This window comes from Kangiella sediminilitoris (assembly GCF_001708405.1).
In the GTDB taxonomy this organism is placed as follows: domain Bacteria; phylum Pseudomonadota; class Gammaproteobacteria; order Enterobacterales; family Kangiellaceae; genus Kangiella; species Kangiella sediminilitoris.
The window spans coordinates 63,233-83,703 of record NZ_CP012418.1; the positions used below are offsets into that span (position 1 = coordinate 63,233).

At 45.5% G+C, this 20,471-nt stretch carries 21 protein-coding genes and 1 riboswitch; of the genes, 17 read left to right on the forward strand and 4 right to left on the reverse strand.

Translation table 11 applies throughout. The annotated features are described in order from the left end of the window. Nucleotides 1-166 precede the first annotated feature (166 nt). The 15 genes from KS2013_RS11890 (at nucleotide 167) to glpE (ending at nucleotide 13,238) form a co-directional block, all read left to right on the forward strand. Nucleotides 167-667 carry a DUF4870 domain-containing protein gene (locus KS2013_RS11890; protein WP_083217743.1) on the forward strand — a complete coding sequence of 167 codons (501 nt, stop codon included), beginning with the start codon at nucleotides 167-169 and terminating at the stop codon, nucleotides 665-667. A 98-nt stretch (nucleotides 668-765) separates the two neighbouring features. Further along, nucleotides 766-1,362 (forward strand): hypothetical protein, encoded by a 597-nt coding sequence (locus KS2013_RS00330; RefSeq protein WP_068988291.1) that lies wholly within the window; start codon nucleotides 766-768, stop codon nucleotides 1,360-1,362. Nucleotides 1,363-1,391: 29 nt separating this feature from the next. Next, nucleotides 1,392-1,532, forward strand: a riboswitch (TPP riboswitch). A 76-nt stretch (nucleotides 1,533-1,608) separates the two neighbouring features. Continuing rightward, nucleotides 1,609-3,459: a phosphomethylpyrimidine synthase ThiC gene (gene thiC, locus KS2013_RS00335; protein ID WP_068988293.1), complete on the forward strand. Its 1,851-nt coding sequence runs from the start codon at nucleotides 1,609-1,611 to the stop codon at nucleotides 3,457-3,459. 9 nt (nucleotides 3,460-3,468) lie between these two features. Then, on the forward strand, nucleotides 3,469-4,527 hold the full coding sequence (thiO, locus tag KS2013_RS00340) for a glycine oxidase ThiO (RefSeq protein ID WP_068988295.1): 1,059 nt from the start codon (nucleotides 3,469-3,471) through the stop codon (nucleotides 4,525-4,527). Next, on the forward strand, nucleotides 4,511-4,708 hold the full coding sequence (gene thiS, locus KS2013_RS00345) for a sulfur carrier protein ThiS (RefSeq protein WP_068988297.1): 198 nt from the start codon (nucleotides 4,511-4,513) through the stop codon (nucleotides 4,706-4,708). Before thiO ends, thiS begins: the two co-directional genes overlap by 17 nt. Nucleotides 4,709-4,815: 107 nt before the next feature. Further along, nucleotides 4,816-5,595: a thiazole synthase gene (locus KS2013_RS00350; protein WP_068988299.1), complete on the forward strand. Its 780-nt coding sequence runs from the start codon at nucleotides 4,816-4,818 to the stop codon at nucleotides 5,593-5,595. Nucleotides 5,596-5,597: 2 nt separating this feature from the next. Then, a complete protein-coding gene (gene thiE, locus KS2013_RS00355) occupies nucleotides 5,598-7,094 on the forward strand; it encodes a thiamine phosphate synthase (RefSeq protein ID WP_068988301.1) in 1,497 nt (498 codons plus the stop codon). Further along, on the forward strand, nucleotides 7,091-7,435 hold the full coding sequence (locus KS2013_RS00360) for a rhodanese-like domain-containing protein (protein ID WP_068988302.1): 345 nt from the start codon (nucleotides 7,091-7,093) through the stop codon (nucleotides 7,433-7,435). Before thiE ends, KS2013_RS00360 begins: the two co-directional genes overlap by 4 nt. 80 nt (nucleotides 7,436-7,515) lie before the next feature. Then, nucleotides 7,516-8,010, forward strand: coding sequence for a PH domain-containing protein (locus KS2013_RS00365; RefSeq protein WP_068988304.1), 495 nt, complete (start codon nucleotides 7,516-7,518; stop codon nucleotides 8,008-8,010). Continuing rightward, nucleotides 8,000-9,502, forward strand: a complete 1,503-nt coding sequence (locus KS2013_RS00370) for a PH domain-containing protein (RefSeq protein WP_068988306.1) — start codon at nucleotides 8,000-8,002, stop codon at nucleotides 9,500-9,502. The genes KS2013_RS00365 and KS2013_RS00370 overlap by 11 nt, the downstream gene beginning before the upstream one ends. A gap of 101 nt (nucleotides 9,503-9,603) precedes the next feature. After that, complete coding sequence (locus KS2013_RS00375; RefSeq protein WP_068988308.1) at nucleotides 9,604-10,800, forward strand: glycine C-acetyltransferase; 1,197 nt, start codon at nucleotides 9,604-9,606, stop codon at nucleotides 10,798-10,800. Between the two features lie 14 nt (nucleotides 10,801-10,814). Continuing rightward, nucleotides 10,815-11,840: an L-threonine 3-dehydrogenase gene (gene tdh / locus KS2013_RS00380; protein ID WP_068988310.1), complete on the forward strand. Its 1,026-nt coding sequence runs from the start codon at nucleotides 10,815-10,817 to the stop codon at nucleotides 11,838-11,840. 3 nt (nucleotides 11,841-11,843) lie between these two features. After that, nucleotides 11,844-12,296 carry a GNAT family N-acetyltransferase gene (locus tag KS2013_RS00385; protein ID WP_068988313.1) on the forward strand — a complete coding sequence of 151 codons (453 nt, stop codon included), beginning with the start codon at nucleotides 11,844-11,846 and terminating at the stop codon, nucleotides 12,294-12,296. Between the two features lie 2 nt (nucleotides 12,297-12,298). Beyond that, nucleotides 12,299-12,913 (forward strand): rhomboid family intramembrane serine protease, encoded by a 615-nt coding sequence (locus KS2013_RS00390; protein WP_068988315.1) that lies wholly within the window; start codon nucleotides 12,299-12,301, stop codon nucleotides 12,911-12,913. A 10-nt stretch (nucleotides 12,914-12,923) separates the two neighbouring features. Further along, entirely contained in the window at nucleotides 12,924-13,238 is a 315-nt protein-coding gene (gene glpE, locus KS2013_RS00395; RefSeq protein WP_211267772.1) for a thiosulfate sulfurtransferase GlpE, read from the forward strand. A 16-nt stretch (nucleotides 13,239-13,254) separates the two neighbouring features. Here the strand turns inward: glpE and KS2013_RS00400 are convergent, their stop codons facing one another. Continuing rightward, nucleotides 13,255-13,488 (reverse strand): putative signal transducing protein, encoded by a 234-nt coding sequence (locus tag KS2013_RS00400; protein ID WP_068988317.1) that lies wholly within the window; start codon nucleotides 13,486-13,488, stop codon nucleotides 13,255-13,257. Nucleotides 13,489-13,606: 118 nt separating this feature from the next. On the opposite strand from KS2013_RS00400, the gene KS2013_RS00405 reads away from it, so the two are divergent. Further along, on the forward strand, nucleotides 13,607-14,167 hold the full coding sequence (locus KS2013_RS00405) for a chorismate--pyruvate lyase family protein (protein WP_068988319.1): 561 nt from the start codon (nucleotides 13,607-13,609) through the stop codon (nucleotides 14,165-14,167). A 16-nt stretch (nucleotides 14,168-14,183) separates the two neighbouring features. Further along, the gene (gene ubiA, locus KS2013_RS00410; protein WP_407656665.1) at nucleotides 14,184-15,059 is read left to right on the forward strand and encodes a 4-hydroxybenzoate octaprenyltransferase; all 876 of its coding nucleotides are present in this window, start codon (nucleotides 14,184-14,186) and stop codon (nucleotides 15,057-15,059) included. Here the strand turns inward: ubiA and plsB are convergent. The 3 genes from plsB to KS2013_RS00425 all read right to left on the reverse strand — a co-directional run bounded on the left by plsB (nucleotide 15,012) and on the right by KS2013_RS00425 (nucleotide 20,410). Further along, the gene (gene plsB, locus KS2013_RS00415; protein ID WP_068988325.1) at nucleotides 15,012-17,546 is read right to left on the reverse strand and encodes a glycerol-3-phosphate 1-O-acyltransferase PlsB; all 2,535 of its coding nucleotides are present in this window, start codon (nucleotides 17,544-17,546) and stop codon (nucleotides 15,012-15,014) included. The two genes, ubiA and plsB, sit on opposite strands and share 48 nt — an antisense overlap. A 16-nt stretch (nucleotides 17,547-17,562) precedes the next feature. Beyond that, entirely contained in the window at nucleotides 17,563-18,765 is a 1,203-nt protein-coding gene (locus KS2013_RS00420; RefSeq protein WP_068988328.1) for a pyridoxal-dependent decarboxylase, exosortase A system-associated, read from the reverse strand. Between the two features lie 64 nt (nucleotides 18,766-18,829). Beyond that, a complete protein-coding gene (locus KS2013_RS00425) occupies nucleotides 18,830-20,410 on the reverse strand; it encodes an acyl-CoA ligase (AMP-forming), exosortase A system-associated (RefSeq protein WP_068988330.1) in 1,581 nt (526 codons plus the stop codon). Between the last annotated feature and the right edge of the window lie 61 nt (nucleotides 20,411-20,471).

The following is a 20,471-nucleotide window of genomic DNA, read 5'->3' on the forward strand; positions in this document are numbered from 1 at the left end:
AATAAATTACGAGTAATATCAATGGGTTACGGTGTTCTCTCTTCGCTGGTAATGCTGAAAATGGGAGCAGAAAATTATCGTCGTAAAGCATGACGCTTAGTAACACTTTGAAATATTAATTCTTGATAATCTAAATGTGTCGAGTGATTGATTGAGGAGACACAAAATGACAAATGAACATGATGACCGTAAGGGTCACAACCCCGAAGACGATAAACGCGAATCGGACCATGAAGCTGAAAAAGTAAATAAGGAATCAGCGCAGAATCAGGATGATAATGTGGTGGATGGCGAAGCCGAGGTAATCAGTAGCGAAAAAGCCAGTGCTGAAGAAAAGAACTGGGCAATGATGAGCCATATTGCCTGTTTTGCCGCTCTGATTCCTCTGATACCACTGATTGGTATGGTATTAGGGCCTTTGTTTGTGTGGTTGTTTAAAAAAGAAGAGATGCCGCTGGTGGCTCAAAATGGATTGGCTGCATTAAACTTTAATATCACGATGTTTATTGCATACTGTGTGGCGTTTATTCTTTGCTTTATCTTAATTGGTATACCACTGTTGTTCGGTCTGGTGATATTCCATTTCATCGTGACCATTCTGGCAGCGATAAAAGCAAGCGAAGGTGGCGTATACGAATACCCATTCTCAATAAAACTGGTGAGATAGTTGGCGGACTCTCTCCCCTGAATAAAACAAGGCGGCTTCGGCCGCCTTTTTTATTGCTATGAGGTATACTGGGAACACTTTGAAAAAATAAGCAAGATATGTCTATAAAAACAGGGTTGGCGATTGTTATAGCCGTTGCTGTCGTTGTCTGGCTAAAGCAGCCTTCAAAGGTTGAGCTTGGTGAGGGAGTTTTTGCACCAGATGAGCCACAGCAAGAAACAATCGATGAGCCACCATTCTTATACAAAGGCTTTGAAATAAAGCCGCTGGCTGATTTTAGTATTACAGCGAAAGTAATATTGAGAGAAGACTATCGTTATGACAGGGAGGCGGAGTTGTCACCTATGGACCTGGCTCTGGGTTGGGGAAATATGTCTGATGAAGGCGTGTTGAAACATATCGACTTTAGTCAGTCAGGCCGGTGGTATCGATATCAGTATCAGTCTGCTCCAATTTCTCAGAGCGAAATTGCGACACATAGCGCCAATATGCATATGATTCCTGCAGAGCCTTGGATAGAAAGTGACTTAGAGCAGGTAAAGGCTGGCCAAATCATCGAAATTAAGGGTAAGTTGGTTGAAGCGACGAATGAGCAGGGCTGGACCTGGACAAGTTCGCTGACACGACAGGATACTGGCGGTGGCGCCTGTGAACTGGTATTTGTAGAAAGTATAAAAATCATACGGGACGGATAGAATTATCAGCGCATAGTCCCTATAATAGAGCACATCTCTCGGGGTGCCGTAGCGATTAAGGCTTAATTTTAGCCATTGCGCGTTAGGCTGAGACTTAGTTGATTTTTGACTAAGAACCCGTATTACCTGATCCGATTAGCATCGGCGTAGGGAAGAGTAGTCTCAAGGGCAAGATACTATCTATAGTGCAGTGAGTCCCTTGTCCTATTATCTTTTTTGCGCCGGTCACAATCTCTGGAGACTGACATGGCGAAAAATGATCCTATCGAACTCAATAAACACACCATAACCCGCGATCCACTTCCGGCCTCAAAAAAGATCTATATTGAAGGTGACATCCACAAGGATATTCGCGTACCTATGCGTGAGATTGCTTTAACCAATGGTGATAAAGTTACGGTTTATGACACCTCGGGACCTTATACCGATCCCACTGCGGAAATTAACGTTCGCAAAGGTCTGGCTGAAACTCGTCGTGACTGGGTACTTGCCCGTGGCGATGTTGAGGAGTATGAAGGCCGTGAAATTAAAGCTATTGATAACGGCTATACTGATGACGATAAGGCATTCGCTACTCACAATCCTGATTTGCAACGTAAACCATTACGTGCAAAAGCGGGTCAAAATGTCACACAGTTACATTATGCACGTCAGGGCATCATTACTCCTGAGATGGAATATATCGCAATCCGTGAAAATCAGCGTCGCCAGGAATGGCAGGAAACCCTGAGTTCAGAAGAGCGTGAAGCCCGACTAAAGGGAAATTCCTTCGGTGCCAATACTCCGGATGAGATTACGCCGGAATTTGTGCGGAAAGAAATTGCAGAAGGGCGCGCCATTATCCCCGCCAATATTAATCACACGGAGCTGGAGCCGATGATTATTGGTCGTAACTTCCTGGTGAAAATCAACGCTAATATTGGTAACTCAGCTGTGACTTCCAGTATTGAAGAAGAAGTAGAAAAGCTGGTCTGGGGTATTCGCTGGGGTGGTGACACGGTGATGGATCTGTCAACCGGTAAAAATATCCATGCGACTCGAGATTACATTTTACGTAACTCTCCAGTACCAATAGGTACGGTGCCTATCTATCAGGCTCTGGAAAAAGTAAATGGAGTGGCGGAAGATCTGACGTGGGAAGTGTTCCGCGATACCCTGATCGAGCAGGCAGAGCAGGGTGTGGACTACTTTACCATCCATGCAGGGGTACTATTACGCTATGTTCCTCTGACAGCAAATCGTGTTACTGGCATCGTGTCACGAGGCGGATCTATCATGGCTAAATGGTGTATCGCGCATCATAAAGAAAACTTCCTATATACACATTTCGAAGAAATCTGCGAAATTATGAAAGCCTATGATGTAAGTTTCTCTTTAGGTGATGGCTTGCGCCCTGGCTCATTGGCGGATGCCAATGATGAAGCGCAGTTTGGTGAGTTAGAGACGCTTGGCGAACTGACTAAAATTGCCTGGAAGCATGATGTACAGGTTATGATCGAGGGCCCGGGTCACGTGCCGATGCATATGATCAAAGACAACATGGAAAAGCAATTAGAGGCCTGTGATGAAGCACCTTTCTATACGCTAGGACCATTGACTACAGATATCGCGCCGGGATACGACCATATTACTTCAGGTATCGGTGCTGCAATGATTGGCTGGTATGGCTGTGCCATGCTGTGCTATGTCACTCCGAAAGAGCATCTCGGCTTGCCTAATCGTGATGATGTAAAAGAAGGCATTATTACCTACAAATTGGCAGCTCATGCTGCGGACGTAGCCAAAGGTCACCCGGGAGCACGATACCGAGATGATGAACTATCCAAAGCGCGCTTTGATTTCCGTTGGGAAGACCAGTTTAATCTGGGACTGGATCCGGATACTGCTCGTGAGTATCACGATGAAACTCTGCCAAAGGATTCAGCCAAAGTCGCTCACTTCTGCTCCATGTGTGGCCCAAAATTCTGTTCAATGCGCATCAGTCAGGACGTACGTGACTATGCAGCTGAGAAGGAAAAGATCGAAGCCGGCATGAAAGAGAAATCAGAAGAATTTAAAAAGCAGGGTGGCGAGATTTACGTGGAACTAACTGAGTAAGACATTGTGATGAAGGTAGCGGTTGTTGGAGCCGGTATTGCAGGACGGTTTGTAGCCTGGCGATTAGTAAAGTCTGGCTACAGCGTTGAGTTATTCGATAAAGCAGAAAAGGACGAGGAATCCGCCTGCTCTTTTGCTGCCGCGGGTATCTTATCGCCGTTGGCAGAGCTGGAGATGGCCGAAGCGGATATATTCCGATATGGCCTGCGTTCGATGTCTCTTTATCAGGAATGGCTGCCAGAGCTTACACAACCGGTATTTTTTAGACAAATTGGTTCTCTGGTCACAGCGCATGGCAGTGACAAGATTGAGCTGGATCATTTTTATCGCCTGATTCAGCGAAAAGTTGATCAGGATGATTTGCAACAAAATCCAGTGGAAAAAGTGCAGGTATCAAGCATAGAACCGGACCTGGAGCACTTAGGTGAAGGATTATACTTGCCCAGCGAAGGCCAGATAGATCCCATTGGATTGATGGCTGCGCTGGCGTCTGAGTTAGAACAAAGTGAGGCTGTTAACTGGCATCACAACACAATGGTCGAAGAGGTTATGGGTGGAGCAGTTACTGTGGCCGGAAATACCATCAACTTTGACTGGACGTTTGACTGCCGTGGACTGGGAGCGAAGGATGATCTGCCATTACGAGCGGTGCGGGGTGAGCTGTTATGGTTACAGGCGCCCGATGTTTCCTTAGAACATCTGACTCGATTAATTCATCCGCGTTATCGAATTTATGTGGTACCCAGACCGGACAATATATATTTAATCGGAGCTACTGAAATAGAAAGTGAAGATTATAGCTCCGTATCGGTGCGCTCCAGTCTGGAACTATTGTCTGCGGCATACAGTGTTCATCGTGGTTTTGGTGAGGCGCGAATTATAAAGAGTGTGGTCAACTGTCGACCTGCCTTGCCCGACAATCTCCCGACGATTGAAACGGATCAGGGCCTGACCCGAATCAATGGCTTGTATCGACACGGTATTTTAATGGCGCCAGCGGTGGTCGAACAGGCTCTGGAAGACTTTGCGCAAAACATCCCAAAGGTAACTCATGCAAATTATAGTTAATGATGAAACGTTAGAGATTGAGCAAAAAATGACAGTGGCTCAGTTTATTGAATGGTTCGAGCAAAGCGGCAATTTTGCCATTGCTGTTAACATGGAGTTTGTGCCTCGTTCTCTATATGAGGAAACAGTGTTGAATGAGAATGACCGGGTAGAGATCGTTCAGCCGATGCAGGGTGGTTAAATTAGAACGACCCAATCGTGGTTGTTACGTGGTTTGGACCGTTGTCTTAGACAGACAATATATCTGTTTGTTAAAGCAATAGCTTGGATAAAGTTAAAGGTAGATAAATGTTAGAAATCGGTGGGAAAGAAGTTAACAGTCGATTGTTTCTAGGCACGGCTTTATATCCCTCGCCACAAATAATGCTGGACGCTATCCGTGCATCTGAAGCAGATATTGTGACTGTATCAGTGCGGCGGGAAGGACAGGGCGGTGAGAACTTCTGGAAACAGATTAATCAATTGGACTGCCAGTGGCTTCCTAATACTGCCGGTTGTCACACCGTAAAAGAGGCCGTAACCACAGCTGAGATGGCGCGTGAAATTTTTCAGACTGACTGGGTCAAGCTTGAAGTCATCGGTGACGAATATAATCTACAACCGGATCCATTTAAACTGATTGAAGCCAGTAAAGAACTGATTAAGCGCGGGTTCGAAGTATTCCCCTACTGCACCGACGATCTAGTATTGTGCCAGCGATTACTGGATGCTGGTTGTCAGATACTGATGCCTTGGGGGGCTCCAATAGGCACAGGTCGAGGATTGAGCGATCCTTACGCGTTGCAAACATTGCGCCAGCGCTTACCGAATGTTCCGATGGTGATTGATGCGGGGATTGGTTTACCTTCTCATGCAGCGCAGGCTATGGAAATGGGGTTTGATGCAGTGCTATTAAATACGGCAGTGGCCCAGGCGGAAGATCCAGTCAGAATGGCGAAGGCCTTCAAGCAGGCAGTAGAAGCTGGTCATGACGCCTATCGAGCAGGAGCCATGCCGGTCAGGGATATTGCTAAGCCGAGTACACCGGTGCTGGGAACTCCGTTCTGGCAACAAGACAAGGGGCAATAAACATGTCATCAGCAAATAAACCGATTGTCTGGTCGGTTGCTGGCTCTGACTGCTCCGGGCTGGCAGGTCAGGTAGCCGATATTCGTGCGATTGAGGCCTTAGGTGCTCACCCATGCACGATAACCACGGCCGTGACAGCGCAGAATAATCAACAGGTGCTAGCGGTAAACGCACTAACTGCTGAACAAGTTAAATCTCAGTTCGACGCTATAAAAGATGCCTTCCCCGCTCGCGTGATAAAGGTGGGCTTGCTTCCAACCAAAGATTCAATTCAGGTATTAAACGATTTCCTAGAGAGTTATGACGGATCATTAATTCTTGATCCTGTGATGATGAGTACGTCGGGGAATACTTTGGTTACTGAAGAGACACTATCGTTATACCGAAACCTATTCAGCCGAACGACTCTGATAACACCAAACCTGCCAGAACTGGAATTACTTACAGGAATGACGGTGAGTGATGAGCAGTCGATTAAAGATGCTGCAAAGCATCTTCAAGAGCAGGGTATTAGTGCTGTCCTGGTCAAAGGAGGCCATATTGAGAAGCTAAAATCAGACGGTGGGAACTACCTGCACGATTACTTCATCAGCGAACAACAGGAATTCTGGTTACACAGCCTGAAACAGGAAACAAACAATAGCCGTGGTACAGGTTGTATCCTATCCTCTGCAATAAGTGCCGCATTGGCTCAGTCCTATTCTCTGGAAGATTCGGTTGTTATCGGCAAGATGTTACTCAATCAGGGGCTACGTCATGGCTATGATTTAACGACAAAGATTGGGCGTCAAAGAGGACCTTTAAAACCCTTATGCTGGCCAGATGAAGCCAGGGATTTGCCGCTGATTAACTATTCCATGCGAGAACCTGAGGAAGGAAGCTTCCTCCCCTGTACTGAAAAAAAAGAAATAGGACTATATCCAGTGGTTGATAGAGCCAAATGGCTTGAAAGGTTATTACCGCTGGGCGTGTCGACTATCCAGCTAAGGATAAAAGACATGTCAGGAGAGGAGTTGGAGCAGGAAATTATAGAGGCTCAGCGAGTAGCCCGAGAATACAATGCCAGACTGTTCATTAATGATTACTGGGAGTTGGCGATAAAACATGGTGTATACGGGGTGCATCTCGGACAGGAAGACCTGGTAGATGCCGATGTCGAAGCCATACGTCAGGCCGGTTTGCGACTTGGTTTAAGTACCCACTGCTATTATGAAGTAGCGAGAGCCCATGCCATTAAGCCAAGCTATCTGGCATGCGGACCTGTGTATCATACGGACAGTAAAGACATGCCCTGGATTCCCCATGGCATAGACAACTTAAAGAAATGGATGCAGTTGCTTGAGGGTTATCCGTGGGTTGCCATTGGTGGGATTAATCTTGAGAGATTTAGAGAAGTAGCAAATACAGAAGTCTCGGGGATTGCCATGATCTCAGCCATAACTCAGGCCGAGGATCCAGAAGCCGTAGCCAAATCAATGATGGAGATGATGACAGCATGAGCCGATTTGTACCTCAAGAAGGCGAGCAGGTTCAGTTCATTGAAGCATCGGAACTGGCACAATGGATGAGCCAGGAAGATAGCCCGGTAGTGATTGATGTTAGTGGTGAGGAAAAAGGTTTTCAGAGCATGATAAAGGAGGGTGGTGGAACGGTATCAATACCCATTACAGAGTTTGCGAGCCATATTAACGACTGGGATCCCGATCAGCCGGTGGTCGTGGTTTGTCAGCTTGGACAGAAAAGCTTCAATGCGGCACATCGACTGATAGAGTCTGATTTTAGCTGCGTTTATAGTTTACAAGGTGGGTTTGAGGCATGGAAGCGCAATACTGATCATTAGTTTAGCTCATAAAATGTCACAATTTCTAACTGGCGACATAAAAGGAAGACACTATAATAATCAACAAAAAGGAGATAAGAATGCCAGAAATAACCTCACTTACCGAGCAACGTCCATCAGAAGCAAAAAGACTCCACTCGGATTCGATTAAAGCGTCGAGAATTGCACATGCAATATTTTGCAGTATCCTGCTGCTGGGTGCCATTGTGGTGTCGTTTATTGCCGAAAACTGGCTAATCGGTTCCATTGCAGCAGGAGCAGTTGTTCTTATCTTTTTAATGGGTTTTATCTGGGCAAAAAAGTCCTACCAATACACCTGGTATTGGCTAACGGATGAGGGACTGCATATTCAGCATGGCGTTATATGGAGAAATAAAACGTTAGTGCCGCGCAATCGGATTCAGCATACGGATGTTTCACAGGGACCTTTACAGCGTCGTTATAAATTGAGTAAATTTATTGTCTATACTGCAGGCACACGAGACGCCTCGGTTCCCATTGATGGATTACTAATTGAAACAGCCAACGACCTTCGTCAGGAACTGAGACAGGAAGGTGATAGCGATGCAGTCTAAGGAAGAGCGCAGACTGCATAAGTCTTCCCCAATATTTATCCTACTGGACAACGTCAAAAAGATTCTTTTTCCCATATTAATCGCACTACTAGGTCCAGGTGGATCCTACTGGGAATATGTTGCTCTGGCGATTGCTCTGGTGGTGAGTCTGGTGTCAATTGTACAGTATCGATTTTATCGCTATTGGCTTGAACCTAACCAAATTCGAGTCAAGGAAGGAGTTATATTTCGTAATGAACGCCAGGTTCCTTATAAACGAATTCAAAATCTGAATTTGTCACAGAACCCATTGCACCGAATTCTGGGGGTCGTCACTGTGCAGCTTGAGTCAGCCTCCGGGGGCAAGCCAGAAGCTGTGATCAACGTGGTTGATATGGCCGCAGTACGAGAGCTGAAAGCCATGGTACATGGTGAAAGTGATGATATTAAATCGAATCAGGATGGAACCCAGGAGCAGACTCAGCAAAAGCCTGCACTATTGAGACTCCCTTTCGGTGAAATTGTTCGCTATGGAATGATTACGAATAAAGGGCTGGTGATTCTGGCGGTAGTGTTCGGTTTTATGTCGCAATTAAGCGACGGTTTCATCAAGGACTACATTGAGACTAAGATCATTTCATTGGCAGATTGGCTAAGTGCTAGCTTTGATAGTGTCGTTGGTGATCTGGGCGCATTGACCATCGTAGTTTATGGGCTGGTAATAGGAATACTGGGGTTATTAGGTTTGTGGCTGTTATCCATCACCTTCGCCCTATTTAAGTTACATGACTTCGAACTGATTAAGCGCAACCACAAGCTCCAGGCAACAATGGGCCTGATGACGCGGATGCAGGCGACAATACCCATGTCACGCATCCAGACGCTGACGGTTCGGAACTCGTTACTGCATCGTTGGTTTAAGCGGCTAACTGTTAGCGTTGAAACGGCGGGCGGAGTTAATAATGAAAAGCAGGGACTTACCCTGAAAGAAGTTGCTCCATTGATTCGAGCATCCGAACGAAACAGCATTCTTGAAAATTTACAGCCAGAATTATCGTGGAATTCGGTAGACTGGATGCCCATCGAAAGAGCAGCCATGAAGCGTATATTGAGAAGACTGGGAGCACTTAGCCTGTTGTTAAGTGTCCCGCTCTATCTAAGCCATTGGGCCTATGCCGCAACAGCCTTTGTTATACTGATTGTATTAAGTTTTCTTTATGCCAAAGCCTATGTTAAGAATACCGCCTACTGCCTTGATCAGGATATGGTTGGATTTAAAAGTGGCGTTATTTTCAAGAAAGAAACCTATGTACGGTTAAGCAAGATCCAAACGGTAAAAGTCAAAGAAAGCCTGTTTGACCGACGGTACGGAATGGCAAAGCTGGAAGTGGATACCGCTGGGGCTATAGTAGGGGCACATCATGTTGAGATTCCCTATATTAAGCTGGATGAGGCGTTACGGATTCAGAACAAGCTAGTCCAGCGAGTCAGTAATAAGCAGTTTGTCTGGTAAGAGCGCAACTGTCGAACGTATCAAATGTGTTGCGATCAATGTTAGAATAGCGGCAATTTATAGCAGAACGCTGCTGGTAATGATGAAACAAGGGTTTTTCCATGAATAAAGATTTCCTGAATCACCTTCAAAGTGAAGTTGAAGAGATTAAAGCCGAGGGTTTATACAAGAGTGAGCGTGTCATTGATTCGCAGCAGGCTGCGGATATCCACGTGACAACCGGTGAACACGTTCTTAACTTCTGTGCAAATAACTACTTAGGCTTAGCCAATAGCCCAGAGTTGATCGAAGCGGGCAAAGCTGCATTGGATAAGCAAGGCTATGGTATGGCTTCGGTACGTTTTATCTGTGGTACTCAGGACGTGCATAAGGAACTGGAAGGTCGTATCAGCGACTTTTTAGGCATGGAAGATACCATCCTTTACTCCTCATGCTTCGATGCTAATACGGGTTTGTTCGAAACAATTCTATCCAAAGAAGATGCGATCATTTCGGACGCGCTTAACCATGCGTCGATTATTGATGGAGTACGTCTATGTAAAGCTATGCGCTACCGCTATAACAACAACGATATGGCGGATTTAGAAGAGAAATTGAAGCAGGCGGATGCCGACGGTGCGCGTTATAAGTTGATCGTTACCGATGGTGTCTTTTCAATGGATGGGATTATCGCCGATCTGAAAAGCGTGTGTGATTTAGCCGATAAATATAACGCACTAGTGATGGTTGATGATTCCCATGCTGTAGGTTTTATTGGCGATAAAGGCCGTGGCACCCATGAACACTGTGATGTCATGAACCGCGTTGATATTATTACAGGAACTTTGGGTAAGGCTCTGGGTGGCGCATCAGGAGGCTACACTTCTGCGCGAAAAGAAATCGTCGAGATTTTGCGTCAACGTTCGCGTCCCTATCTGTTCTCCAATACATTAGCACCCGTGATTGCTTCAGCCAGTTTGCGTGTACTTGATATGTTGGAAAACGGTGGTGAGTTGCGTCAAAAGCTTAGACATAACAGCGAGTACTTCCGCAAAAAAATGACGGCATTAGGCTTCGAGTTGGTACCAGGGGAACATCCGATCATTCCGGTGATGCTGGGTGATGCCAGTCTGGCCAGTAAGTTTGCTGACATGATGCTACAGGAAGGTATTTACGTTATCGGTTTCTCATTCCCTGTAGTACCAAAAGGCAAGGCGAGAATTCGCACGCAAATGTCAGCAGCACATGACATTGAACATATCGATCGCGCCATTGCCGCCTTTGAGAAAGTGGGCAAAGAGCTTGGCGTGATTCAATAACAGTAGAGACAGTTATGAAAACATTGAGTAAAGCTAAAGCGGAAAAAGGGATTTGGATGGTCGATCATCCTAAGCCGGAGCTTGGGCACAATGATGTGTTGATTAAGATAAAAAAGACAGCTATCTGCGGTACAGACATGCACATTTACCACTGGGATGAATGGGCACAGGAGACTATTCCAGTGCCGATGACTGTGGGTCATGAGTATGTTGGTGTGATTGAAGAAGTTGGTCAGGAAGTAAAAGGCTTTCAGGTTGGTGATCGCGTGTCAGGCGAAGGTCATATTACCTGTGGCTATTGTAGGAACTGTCGTGCCGGTCGTCGTCACCTCTGTCGCAATACCGTAGGTGTCGGCGTTAATCGACCGGGTGCCTTTGGCGAGTATCTGGTGATACCGGCTGAAAATGCCTACAAGATTCCAGATGACATTTCTGACGATATCGCTTCGATTCTCGACCCATTTGGTAATGCTGCCCATACAGCCCTGTCTTTTGATCTGGTTGGTGAAGATGTATTGATTACCGGCGCTGGACCTATCGGTATCATGGCTGCGGCTATCGCGAAACATGTTGGTGCGCGTCATGTGGTGATCACGGACATGAACGATTACCGTCTTGATCTGGCTAAGAAAATGGGCGCCACGCGTACCGTTAATGTGACCAAAGAAAAATTGCAGGATGTAATGGATGAGTTGGGTATGACGGAAGGATTCGACGTCGGTCTTGAGATGTCGGGTGCTCCACCTGCTTTTAAATCCATGCTGGATACCATCAATCATGGCGGTAAGATTGCGATGCTGGGAATTCCATCAAGCGATATGGCGATTGACTGGAATCAGGTAATCTTTAAGGGTTTGGTCATCAAAGGGATTTATGGTCGTGAGATGTATGAAACCTGGTACAAAATGATTGCCATGCTTCAGTCAGGATTGGATTTGAGCCCGATCGTTACTCATCGCTTTGATGTTAGTGACTTCGAAGAAGGCTTTGAGACTATGGCCAGTGGCCAGTCGGGCAAAGTGGTACTGAGCTGGGACTAATCCTTGTTATCTTTCATCATAAAAAGCTGGAACGAGTTAACTAAACAGGAGCTCTACCAGCTTTTACAACTGCGCTCCGAAGTATTTGTAGTAGAGCAGGAGTGTGCCTACCAGGATTTGGACGGGCAGGATGAAGAGGCCATGCATCTTCTGGTTACTGAGCCAAATAAGGCGCTATTGGGCTACGCCCGAATATATAGCTCATCGATTGAGAAAGAAGCTGTTCAGGCCATAGGTCGTGTTTGTGTCAGAGAGTCAGAGCGTGGTGAAAGTATCGCTCGGCGTATGATGGAAGTAGCGCTGGAATATATTGAGCGTCATCACAAGCAAGCAATAACGGTTAGTGCTCAGGCCTATCTGGAAAATTTTTATCAGCAGCTGGGTTTTAATAGCGTGTCGGAACCTTATCTGGAAGATGGTATCCCACACATACGGATGATAAGAGATAAGCAGTAATTATGTTGAAAGACTTTTTAGCTCGTGCAGGTTGGATGACTAAAGTTTTAGTTGGGATCAGTGTGGTAGTTTCAGTCTTGACTCTATCCGGGACAAATCAGCTGACAGGCTACCTGACGTTTGACTGGCAGTTGATACTAGAAGGTCAGATACATCGTCTTATTACACCTATCTTTTTGCACTTCATGATTGGTTCTCTGCCAATCCACCTGTTGTTTAATATGATGTGGCTATGGGATCTGGGTGGCTCCATTGAAAAAGAGCGAGGACCCTGGTATCTGCTGGGGTTAGTGATGGTTATTGGTATTGCCTCTAATATGGCCCAGTATTTTGGCGAACTATGGATGGAAGGCTACGTCAGTCCCCGATACATATTTGGTGGAATGTCAGGTGTGGTATTCGGTCTATTAGGTTTTATCTTTATGCGCCGGAAGTTTGATCCTTTCTTCCGTGTTGAACTTCACCCGGGTATCATGCAGTTTATGATGATCTGGCTGGTACTGGGGTTTGTACTGAATTCCACAGGCATGATAGGCATTGCTAATGCCGCGCATTTAATTGGCCTGGTAGCAGGTGGGGCACTGGGCGTACTAACCGCAAAAATAAAAGCATTTTGAGCCAGACTTTATGATGTATAAACGTATCAGTATTGATGAAGTAAACAAGCTAAGTCAACAAAAGCCGATAAACGTGATTGATATTCGTGATCCTCAGGCTTTTGCCGCAGGGCATATGCCTCAGGCTATAAATATTAATAACCAGAATGCCGGGGACTATATTGAGAAAACTGATAAAACAAAGCCGCTGATAGTGGTTTGCTATCATGGCCACAGCAGTCAGCCGGCGGCGCAATATTTCGCTGCTCAGGGTTTTGAAGAAGTGTATAGCATGGATGGTGGTTTTGAAGTTTGGAAGCTCAACAATCCTGTAGAGTCCGGGTAATAACAAAGCCTCGTACTCAGGCTGAAAAAGTCTCCATCGAATCATTATCCAGCTCACTGCCGAGGATCTCTTTGGCTCTGATAAGATTTTCCTCATCGACCATCAACGGAACCTCGCCTACTGCAGCGCCATAGGTGTTGTGGAAGCCTTCATGAAAAATAGTCGCTTCAATACCATGGCTTTCCAGCAGGCCTTTCGCGATATGTGCCTGCATCGTGTCAGCGTAGGTTTCAACAACGGTTAAAGCCATCACTATCTCCTTGTATGTGCAGAATGAATAATAACCATATCTCTATTAAGTCATGCGCGACTAGGGTTTGTAAATAGAATCCAGTACAATAAGTTTAACATTCACCGTGAGTCTTGCTATGGACTTTACTTATTGGCGTAGCGCCGATGACTCTGTTATACAACAATTACCGTATCATATCGCAGAGTGGGTTGCTGAGTTTGGCTCATTAACTCAAAAATTATCTCACTACGCTGATCCCGTTCGCTTAGAATTGTTAAAAGAAGCAACGGATATCGCAACTGAAAACGAGCAGCAACTGCTGGGTTTAACCAAGCGATCACAAAGCCAAATCAGGGAAGTGACGCTATACGGGCCCTCGCAGCCTTGGATTTATGCACGCACAGTGGTCCCAGTTGCAAACAAGGAGCTGTTAACGGAGTTAGGCGAAAAGCCGCTGGGTAGTATTCTCTTCACGTCGAGTGAACTGCGCAGACAGTCGCTTGAAGTAAGACAGTTACAACAAGGTGATGAATTATTTGAAGAAGCGTTACTGCAGGTAACTGGAAATGAAAAGTCAGAATACCTGTGGGCCAGACGCTCTGTTTGGGGGAGTGGTGAGACGGATGATGACAAGAAGAGTAACAAGCTGTTATTAGTTGAAGTTTTCCTGCCAGACTCACCGCTATATGATAAATAAAAGCATGAAGCTAATCATGAAAATAGAATTAAAAAAAGAAAACTGGAAGTATTATCTGAAACTAATGCGTTTCGATAAACCAATAGGGACCTGGCTACTACTCTGGCCCACGTTATGGGCATTGTGGATAGCAGCGGAAGGTGTGCCAAATTGGTGGGTCTTAACGGTTTTCGTTCTGGGCGTATTTCTGATGCGATCAGCCGGCTGTATTATTAACGATTATGCGGACAGAAATTTTGACGCACACGTTGAGCGTACTCAGGCCAGACCCTTGGCGCTAAAGCAAGTAACACCAAATGAAGCGTTAACTTTGTTCGGAGCGCTGGTACTGGTAGCTTTAGTTTTAGTTCTTACATTAAACTTACTAACCATAAGCCTGAGTGTTGTGGCGGTATTACTGGCTGCCAGTTATCCTTTTATGAAGCGCTATACCTACTATCCTCAGGTGGTTTTGGGAGCGGCTTTCGCTTGGGGTATCCCGATGGCCTTTGCCGCTATTCAGGGAAGCGTACCCATTATCAGTTGGCTGATATATGTCGCGACTTTATTGTGGGTATTAGCCTATGACACGCTGTATGGCATGGTAGATAGAGAGGATGATCTGAAATTAGGGCTGAAATCTACTGCAATACTGTTTGGTGACATGGATTTGATGTTGATCACCTTTATTCAGTCCATTTTCATATTGGGAATGTTACTTCTAGGTCAGCAGCTGGAGCTGTCGTTTTATTATTACCTGGGGTGGTTGGCATCGGTGTTACTCATTACCAGACAGATATGGCGTTGTCGCAACCGGGATAAACAGGAGTGCTTCAACGCCTTTTTGAATAATAATTATGTTGGCTTAGCTTTTTTCCTCGGCCTTGTCCTCCACTACTGGCTCAGGGCTTAACATTTTACTTTGACGTAAACTGCGCGAGGCCTTTTGCAACCCCTGTTGTAGAGGAACACTAAGCAAGTTGAGCACTGCTGAATAAAGCGTTTCACATTGCTGGGTGGGCCTCATACCTGATCCTTCTTTATGATGAACCCAGCCCTCGTCTTTGAGCACTTTTGCCAGATTTTTGAACAGGTTTTTATCAAAAAACTCAGGTGCGTTAATACTATGGAGTGCTGCTATTCGCTGGGCAAGTTTCTGGCTTTCCTGCTCAAGCTCCGCTCGACGCAACGTTTCGTGATCCTGAAGGCTGTGCAGCATGGTTAAACTTATGGCATAGCGCTGTAATGCGGGCTGGATTGCCTGAGCCAAAGTCATTAAGCGAGACCAGTTAGGGTCTTCATCTGTCGCAGAGTGAATTTTGGTACCTTTTTCCTGTAGCAATCCCAAAGAGATAAGGCTCTCAATAATTTTATCAACCTGTTGGCTGACGTCATCCCGGTGCCAGCGAATGTAAAGTTCTTGGTATAGGAATGGATAAATCAATTTGACATATCCCTTAATTTCATCACGAGTGACGTGATCGTGACGTTGGAAAACGGCGGCGATTAAAGACGGTAGTGCATAGATATGCAAAATGTTATTACTGTAGTAAGTTGATAAAATCGCTTCATCACCCTCAATGAAAACAACATCCCCAGCAGGATCAGTAAACTCCTGGACCATACCAAGTTTGAGTGCAGTCTGTAGTAATTCCTGACCACTGTTTTGCGGCAAGTTAGTGTAATCACTGTAGGGCGCAGATTTGGCCAGAGTGATCAGCATGTCGAGGTGAGAAATGAGTTCGTTTTTATCCATCGCCTGCCTTGGAGTTGCCAACAGGCTTAAACTCACCAGGCAGATACTGTTGACGCTAGAAGCAGAGTTGATACGGCGATTGATCTCATCACCGAGCTCGGCGACCGTGTTCGACATCCATTCGGGACGTTCTTCCTGATTATTAGAGGCATCGCGCCAGTCAATATTGCGTTGCTGCAGAAACTCTTGAAGATTAAGGGGTTCACCAAAATTTAAATAGACCTTGCCATAAAAGCGTTTGAGAGCTTTACGGACACCTAATAATTGACCAAATGATTCTTTCTGCTTACGTTTACCACGCAGCTCTCCAACGTAACTTTTTCCCTCAAACATACGTTCATAACCGATATAGACCGGAACAAACAGAATTGGCTTTTTGAGACCGCGTAACAAGCTTTGGACAGTCATTGCCAGCATACCGGTTTTGGGTGAAAGTAGTCGACCGGTTCGGCTACGGCCACCTTCCTGAAAATACTCTACGGGTATACCTTTGTTGAATAATCGATAGAGATATTCATTGAATACTGCCGTATATAATCGGTTGCCACGGAAGCTACGGCGAAGAAAAAAGGCCCCTCCACGACGCAAAATGGAACCGACAGGCCAAAAGTTAAGGTTGATGCCGGCAGCAATATGGGGTGGAGCTAAACCTTCATGATAAAGCTGATAAGACAGTAACAGATAGTCGGCATGGCTTCGGTGACAGGGAACATAAATAATTTCATGGTCTTTGGCCATCTGACGAACCTGACGCAGATTATTCACTTCTATGCCCGCGTAAATCTTATACCAGACTCGAGTAAGCAATCCTGATAAAAAGCGAATCATGCGAGGACTAAAGTTAGCAGCGATTTCTTTAACGTATTTCCCGGCTTCTTTCTCCATCTCAGCAGCTGAGCGTTTGTTTTTGCCTTTAGACTGTTCTCTTTGAATGACCTGCTGTACTGAATCAGCCGCAACAATCCCATCGATTAGTTCCCGTCGATTTTCGGTTCGTGGGCCAACCGTAGCTACCCAGGCACGATTGAAATGTACTCTTAAGATACGACTGATTTTATGGGCATTTTTAAAAGGCTCAAGATCAAGATTAATATCAGGTGAATTGAGTTGAATTGGTTGGCCGTACTGAAGGAGGCATTGACGGCCTGAAAATAGCAAGATCAGGAACTTGCCGAAATAGCCTGACTCTTCAATACTGGAAATAAAATAGCGCAGAAAAGATTTCTCTTTTCCCGGGTTTCTACCCCAATAAACGGATACTGGAACAAGCTTGTAATTTATTTCAGGGTTAGCCTTCTGTGCCTTGAGTAATTTAACTATGCTCGATTTGTGAGCATCATTCTCTTTATGACGGCGAAAAATACTTGGGCGATTATTGAGAAATAAACAACTGCCTTTGGCTGGTATGGATAGATTCTGATCAGTTGCTTTACCTACAGGAAGCTCGAGTTGTACGCCTTGTCTGCGTAGCAGTTCTATTGAGGTCATGGACTGTGTTCTTAGCACATAGACAATATGATCATCAGATGACAAATGAAACTCGGCCTGTGGATCGGTAGGCGCACGCTTCTCACGCACCAGTAACTTTAACGGTAAACGTAGTAAGGCTAGGGAAAAATGCTTTAAACCTGAAGATAAGGACATAAGTGAACGCAACCTATTAAAGTAATAATTGAACGGGTTCAGGGTGACTCAAAAAATCTCGGGGACTGGCGCTGTAGCCATATGCACCTGACTGATACACGGCAATAATATCACCAATTTCAGCTTTTGGCAGGGTGATGTTGGCACCTAAGATATCCAGGGGAGTGCATAGCGGACCCACCACATCCACGATCTCCTGCTCTGTATGCTCCATTTTAGTAGCGACAGCAAGAGGGTAATTTTTTCGAATAATTTGGCCGAAATTTCCTGAAGCTGCGAGATGATGATGCATACCGCCATTGGTAATCAGGAATCGCTTGCCCCGTGAATCCTTGGTATCAGTAACCTGACATAGATAGAGACCTGCATTACCAACCAGATAACGACCTAGTTCAAGGATAATTTCACAGTCCTTGAGCCAGCCGCTGTGTTTTTGTCTTAAAACCTTTAAGTTGCTGGAAATCGAATCGAGTTCCAGCGGTGTGTCACCCGGGAAATATGGGATGCCAAAACCACCGCCAATGTTAAGGTGTTGTAGATCGAGCTGATACTCTTCCACCAGCCGAGATACCAGTGCAAAAATATTATCATGGGCGCTGATTATAGACTCTGGCCGAAGATTTTGTGAGCCGGTGAAAACGTGCAGTCCCTGCAGCTCAGTGAGAGGGCTCTGCAACAATGTCATGACTTCAGGAAGTTGCTCGACATCAATTCCAAACTGTTGAGCACCACCGCCCATTTTCATACCTGACGATTTCAACTCAAAATCAGGATTGAGACGTAGAGCTACGGGAGCTTTCATACCCAGCCGTTCAGCCAGGGCAGTAATTCGATGTAATTCTGTTTTAGATTCGATATTAAGCGTAATCCCACTGACTATGGCCATGGCAATTTCGCTTTCTGATTTGCCGGGTCCAGCAAAGCTCATTTTTTGAACGGGCATATCGGTGGCGATAGCGAGTTGTAATTCTTTACCGGAAGCAACGTCAAGACCATCCACCATTCCAGCCATAAAGCTGACCAGAGGTGGATATGGGTTGGCCTTGATAGCATAGTGTAAGCTGATATTTGGGAAAAAATGACGCAAACGCTCCACATTAGAGCGAATCACAGCTTTATCATAGACATAACAGGGGGTCTGACCGGCTAAGGTTACCACTTGATTGACAGTTTTACCGGCAATCAGGAGCTCATCGCCTCTGTTCGAAAACTGATCCATTGTTGCGTGTTGTTTTGATGTCAATTTGGCCACCTTGAATCAATTATATTACTGACAGGCAGACTTAGAGCTGCTCATTGTCCAGAAATTGGTATTGTCTATGTAGAGCCGGGCGATCAATCTTACCATTAGGGTTACGAGGCAAATGATCCACGAACTCGATGTATTTAGGTTGCATAAAATTTGGCAACTGCTGCTGACAATAACGTTTAATTGCTTTAACGGTTTCTTCTTTATTGTCGGAAGCTGTTTTTACTACAAGCAGTATTGCTTGTCCGAGTTGCTTATCTTTAACCCCAACAGCAGCAACCTCCTGGAGGCCGTCAAAACCATATAGTGCGTCTTCGATCTCTGCCGGGCTTATTCTATAACCAGAACATTTTATCATATCGTCCTGGCGACCAATAAAGTATAAAAAGCCATCTTTATCACGTTTTACAGTATCTCCAGACCAAACCGCGGTTTCGTCTCTATACTTCCCTATGGACAGTGGCTTAAATCGTTTGGCTGTTTTTTCAGGTGCATTCCAGTACCCTAGACTAACATGGACGCCACGATGAACCAGTTCGCCTGGCTCGTCGATACCACACTCGGTGCCATCCTTCCTTAATACAAGTATATCTGCGTTTGGAATGGCCTTACCTATTGAGGTGGGGCGTCTTTCAAGTTCGGCGGGATCTAGATAGGTCGAACGGAAAGCTTCAGTAAGTCCATACATTAAAAAAGGTTTGGTATTAGGTAGTGCCTGCTGTAACTGACGCAATGTGGATTCTGGCATAGCACCACCACTATTTGTGATATAGCGTAGGCTATCTTTAGCTGCCTGAGGCCATTCGAGAGTGGAAAGCTGAACCCACAAAGGTGGGACTGCAGCAAGCCCGGTAATCGAATGTTTCTCAACTTGTCGAATAACGTCCCTGGGCAGCAGATACTCCATCAACACCACTTTGGCACCAACCAGTAATGCCGTAGTGATTTGACTTAGGCCGTAGTCGAAGCTAAGTGGCAAAACCGCAAGGAGGGTATCTTCTGATGTATTCTCAAGATACTGGCTGACACTTTGAGCGCCAGCTATTAGGTTCTGGTGAGAAAGACAGACTCCCTTGGGTTGCCCGGTAGAGCCAGACGTATACAATATAGCAGCCAGATCAGTCAGAATCCGACGCCGGGATTGGTGACCCATATCGGCTTCTGTCATCAGCTCTTGCCATGAGTGGGCCTGTTGGTGGGCGAGTTCAAATTCTGTCGAATCATCGACCAGTAAAAGGTGACGTAAATCCTCGCATTCTGAATAAATGCTTTGTAGGATCTTGGCACGTTGGCTACTTGTCACTATGAGCTCAATATTACAATCTTGAGCGATATAACTGACCTGAGGGGCTTTCAGTAACGGGTTAATCGGAACAAAAACAAGCCCAGCGCGACTAGCGGCAAATAAAGCAATAACAGACTCAACTTGCTTGGGTAAATAAATACCAATTCGGGAATTAGGCGCTAGACCAAGGGCTATAAGCCGGTCAGCCAAAATAGAGATGCTGCGCTCTAGCTGTTGATAATTCAGTTGTTGTTTGTTGTCGTCTACGGCAAGCTTATCAATAAAGGCTTGGCTGCTGATTGAGACAATATCGTCAAACTGACAAAGCATTCGCTGTCCGTTATTGTTAATAAATAATAATTGCTGACATTTTAGCGGTTTCCGCCTATAA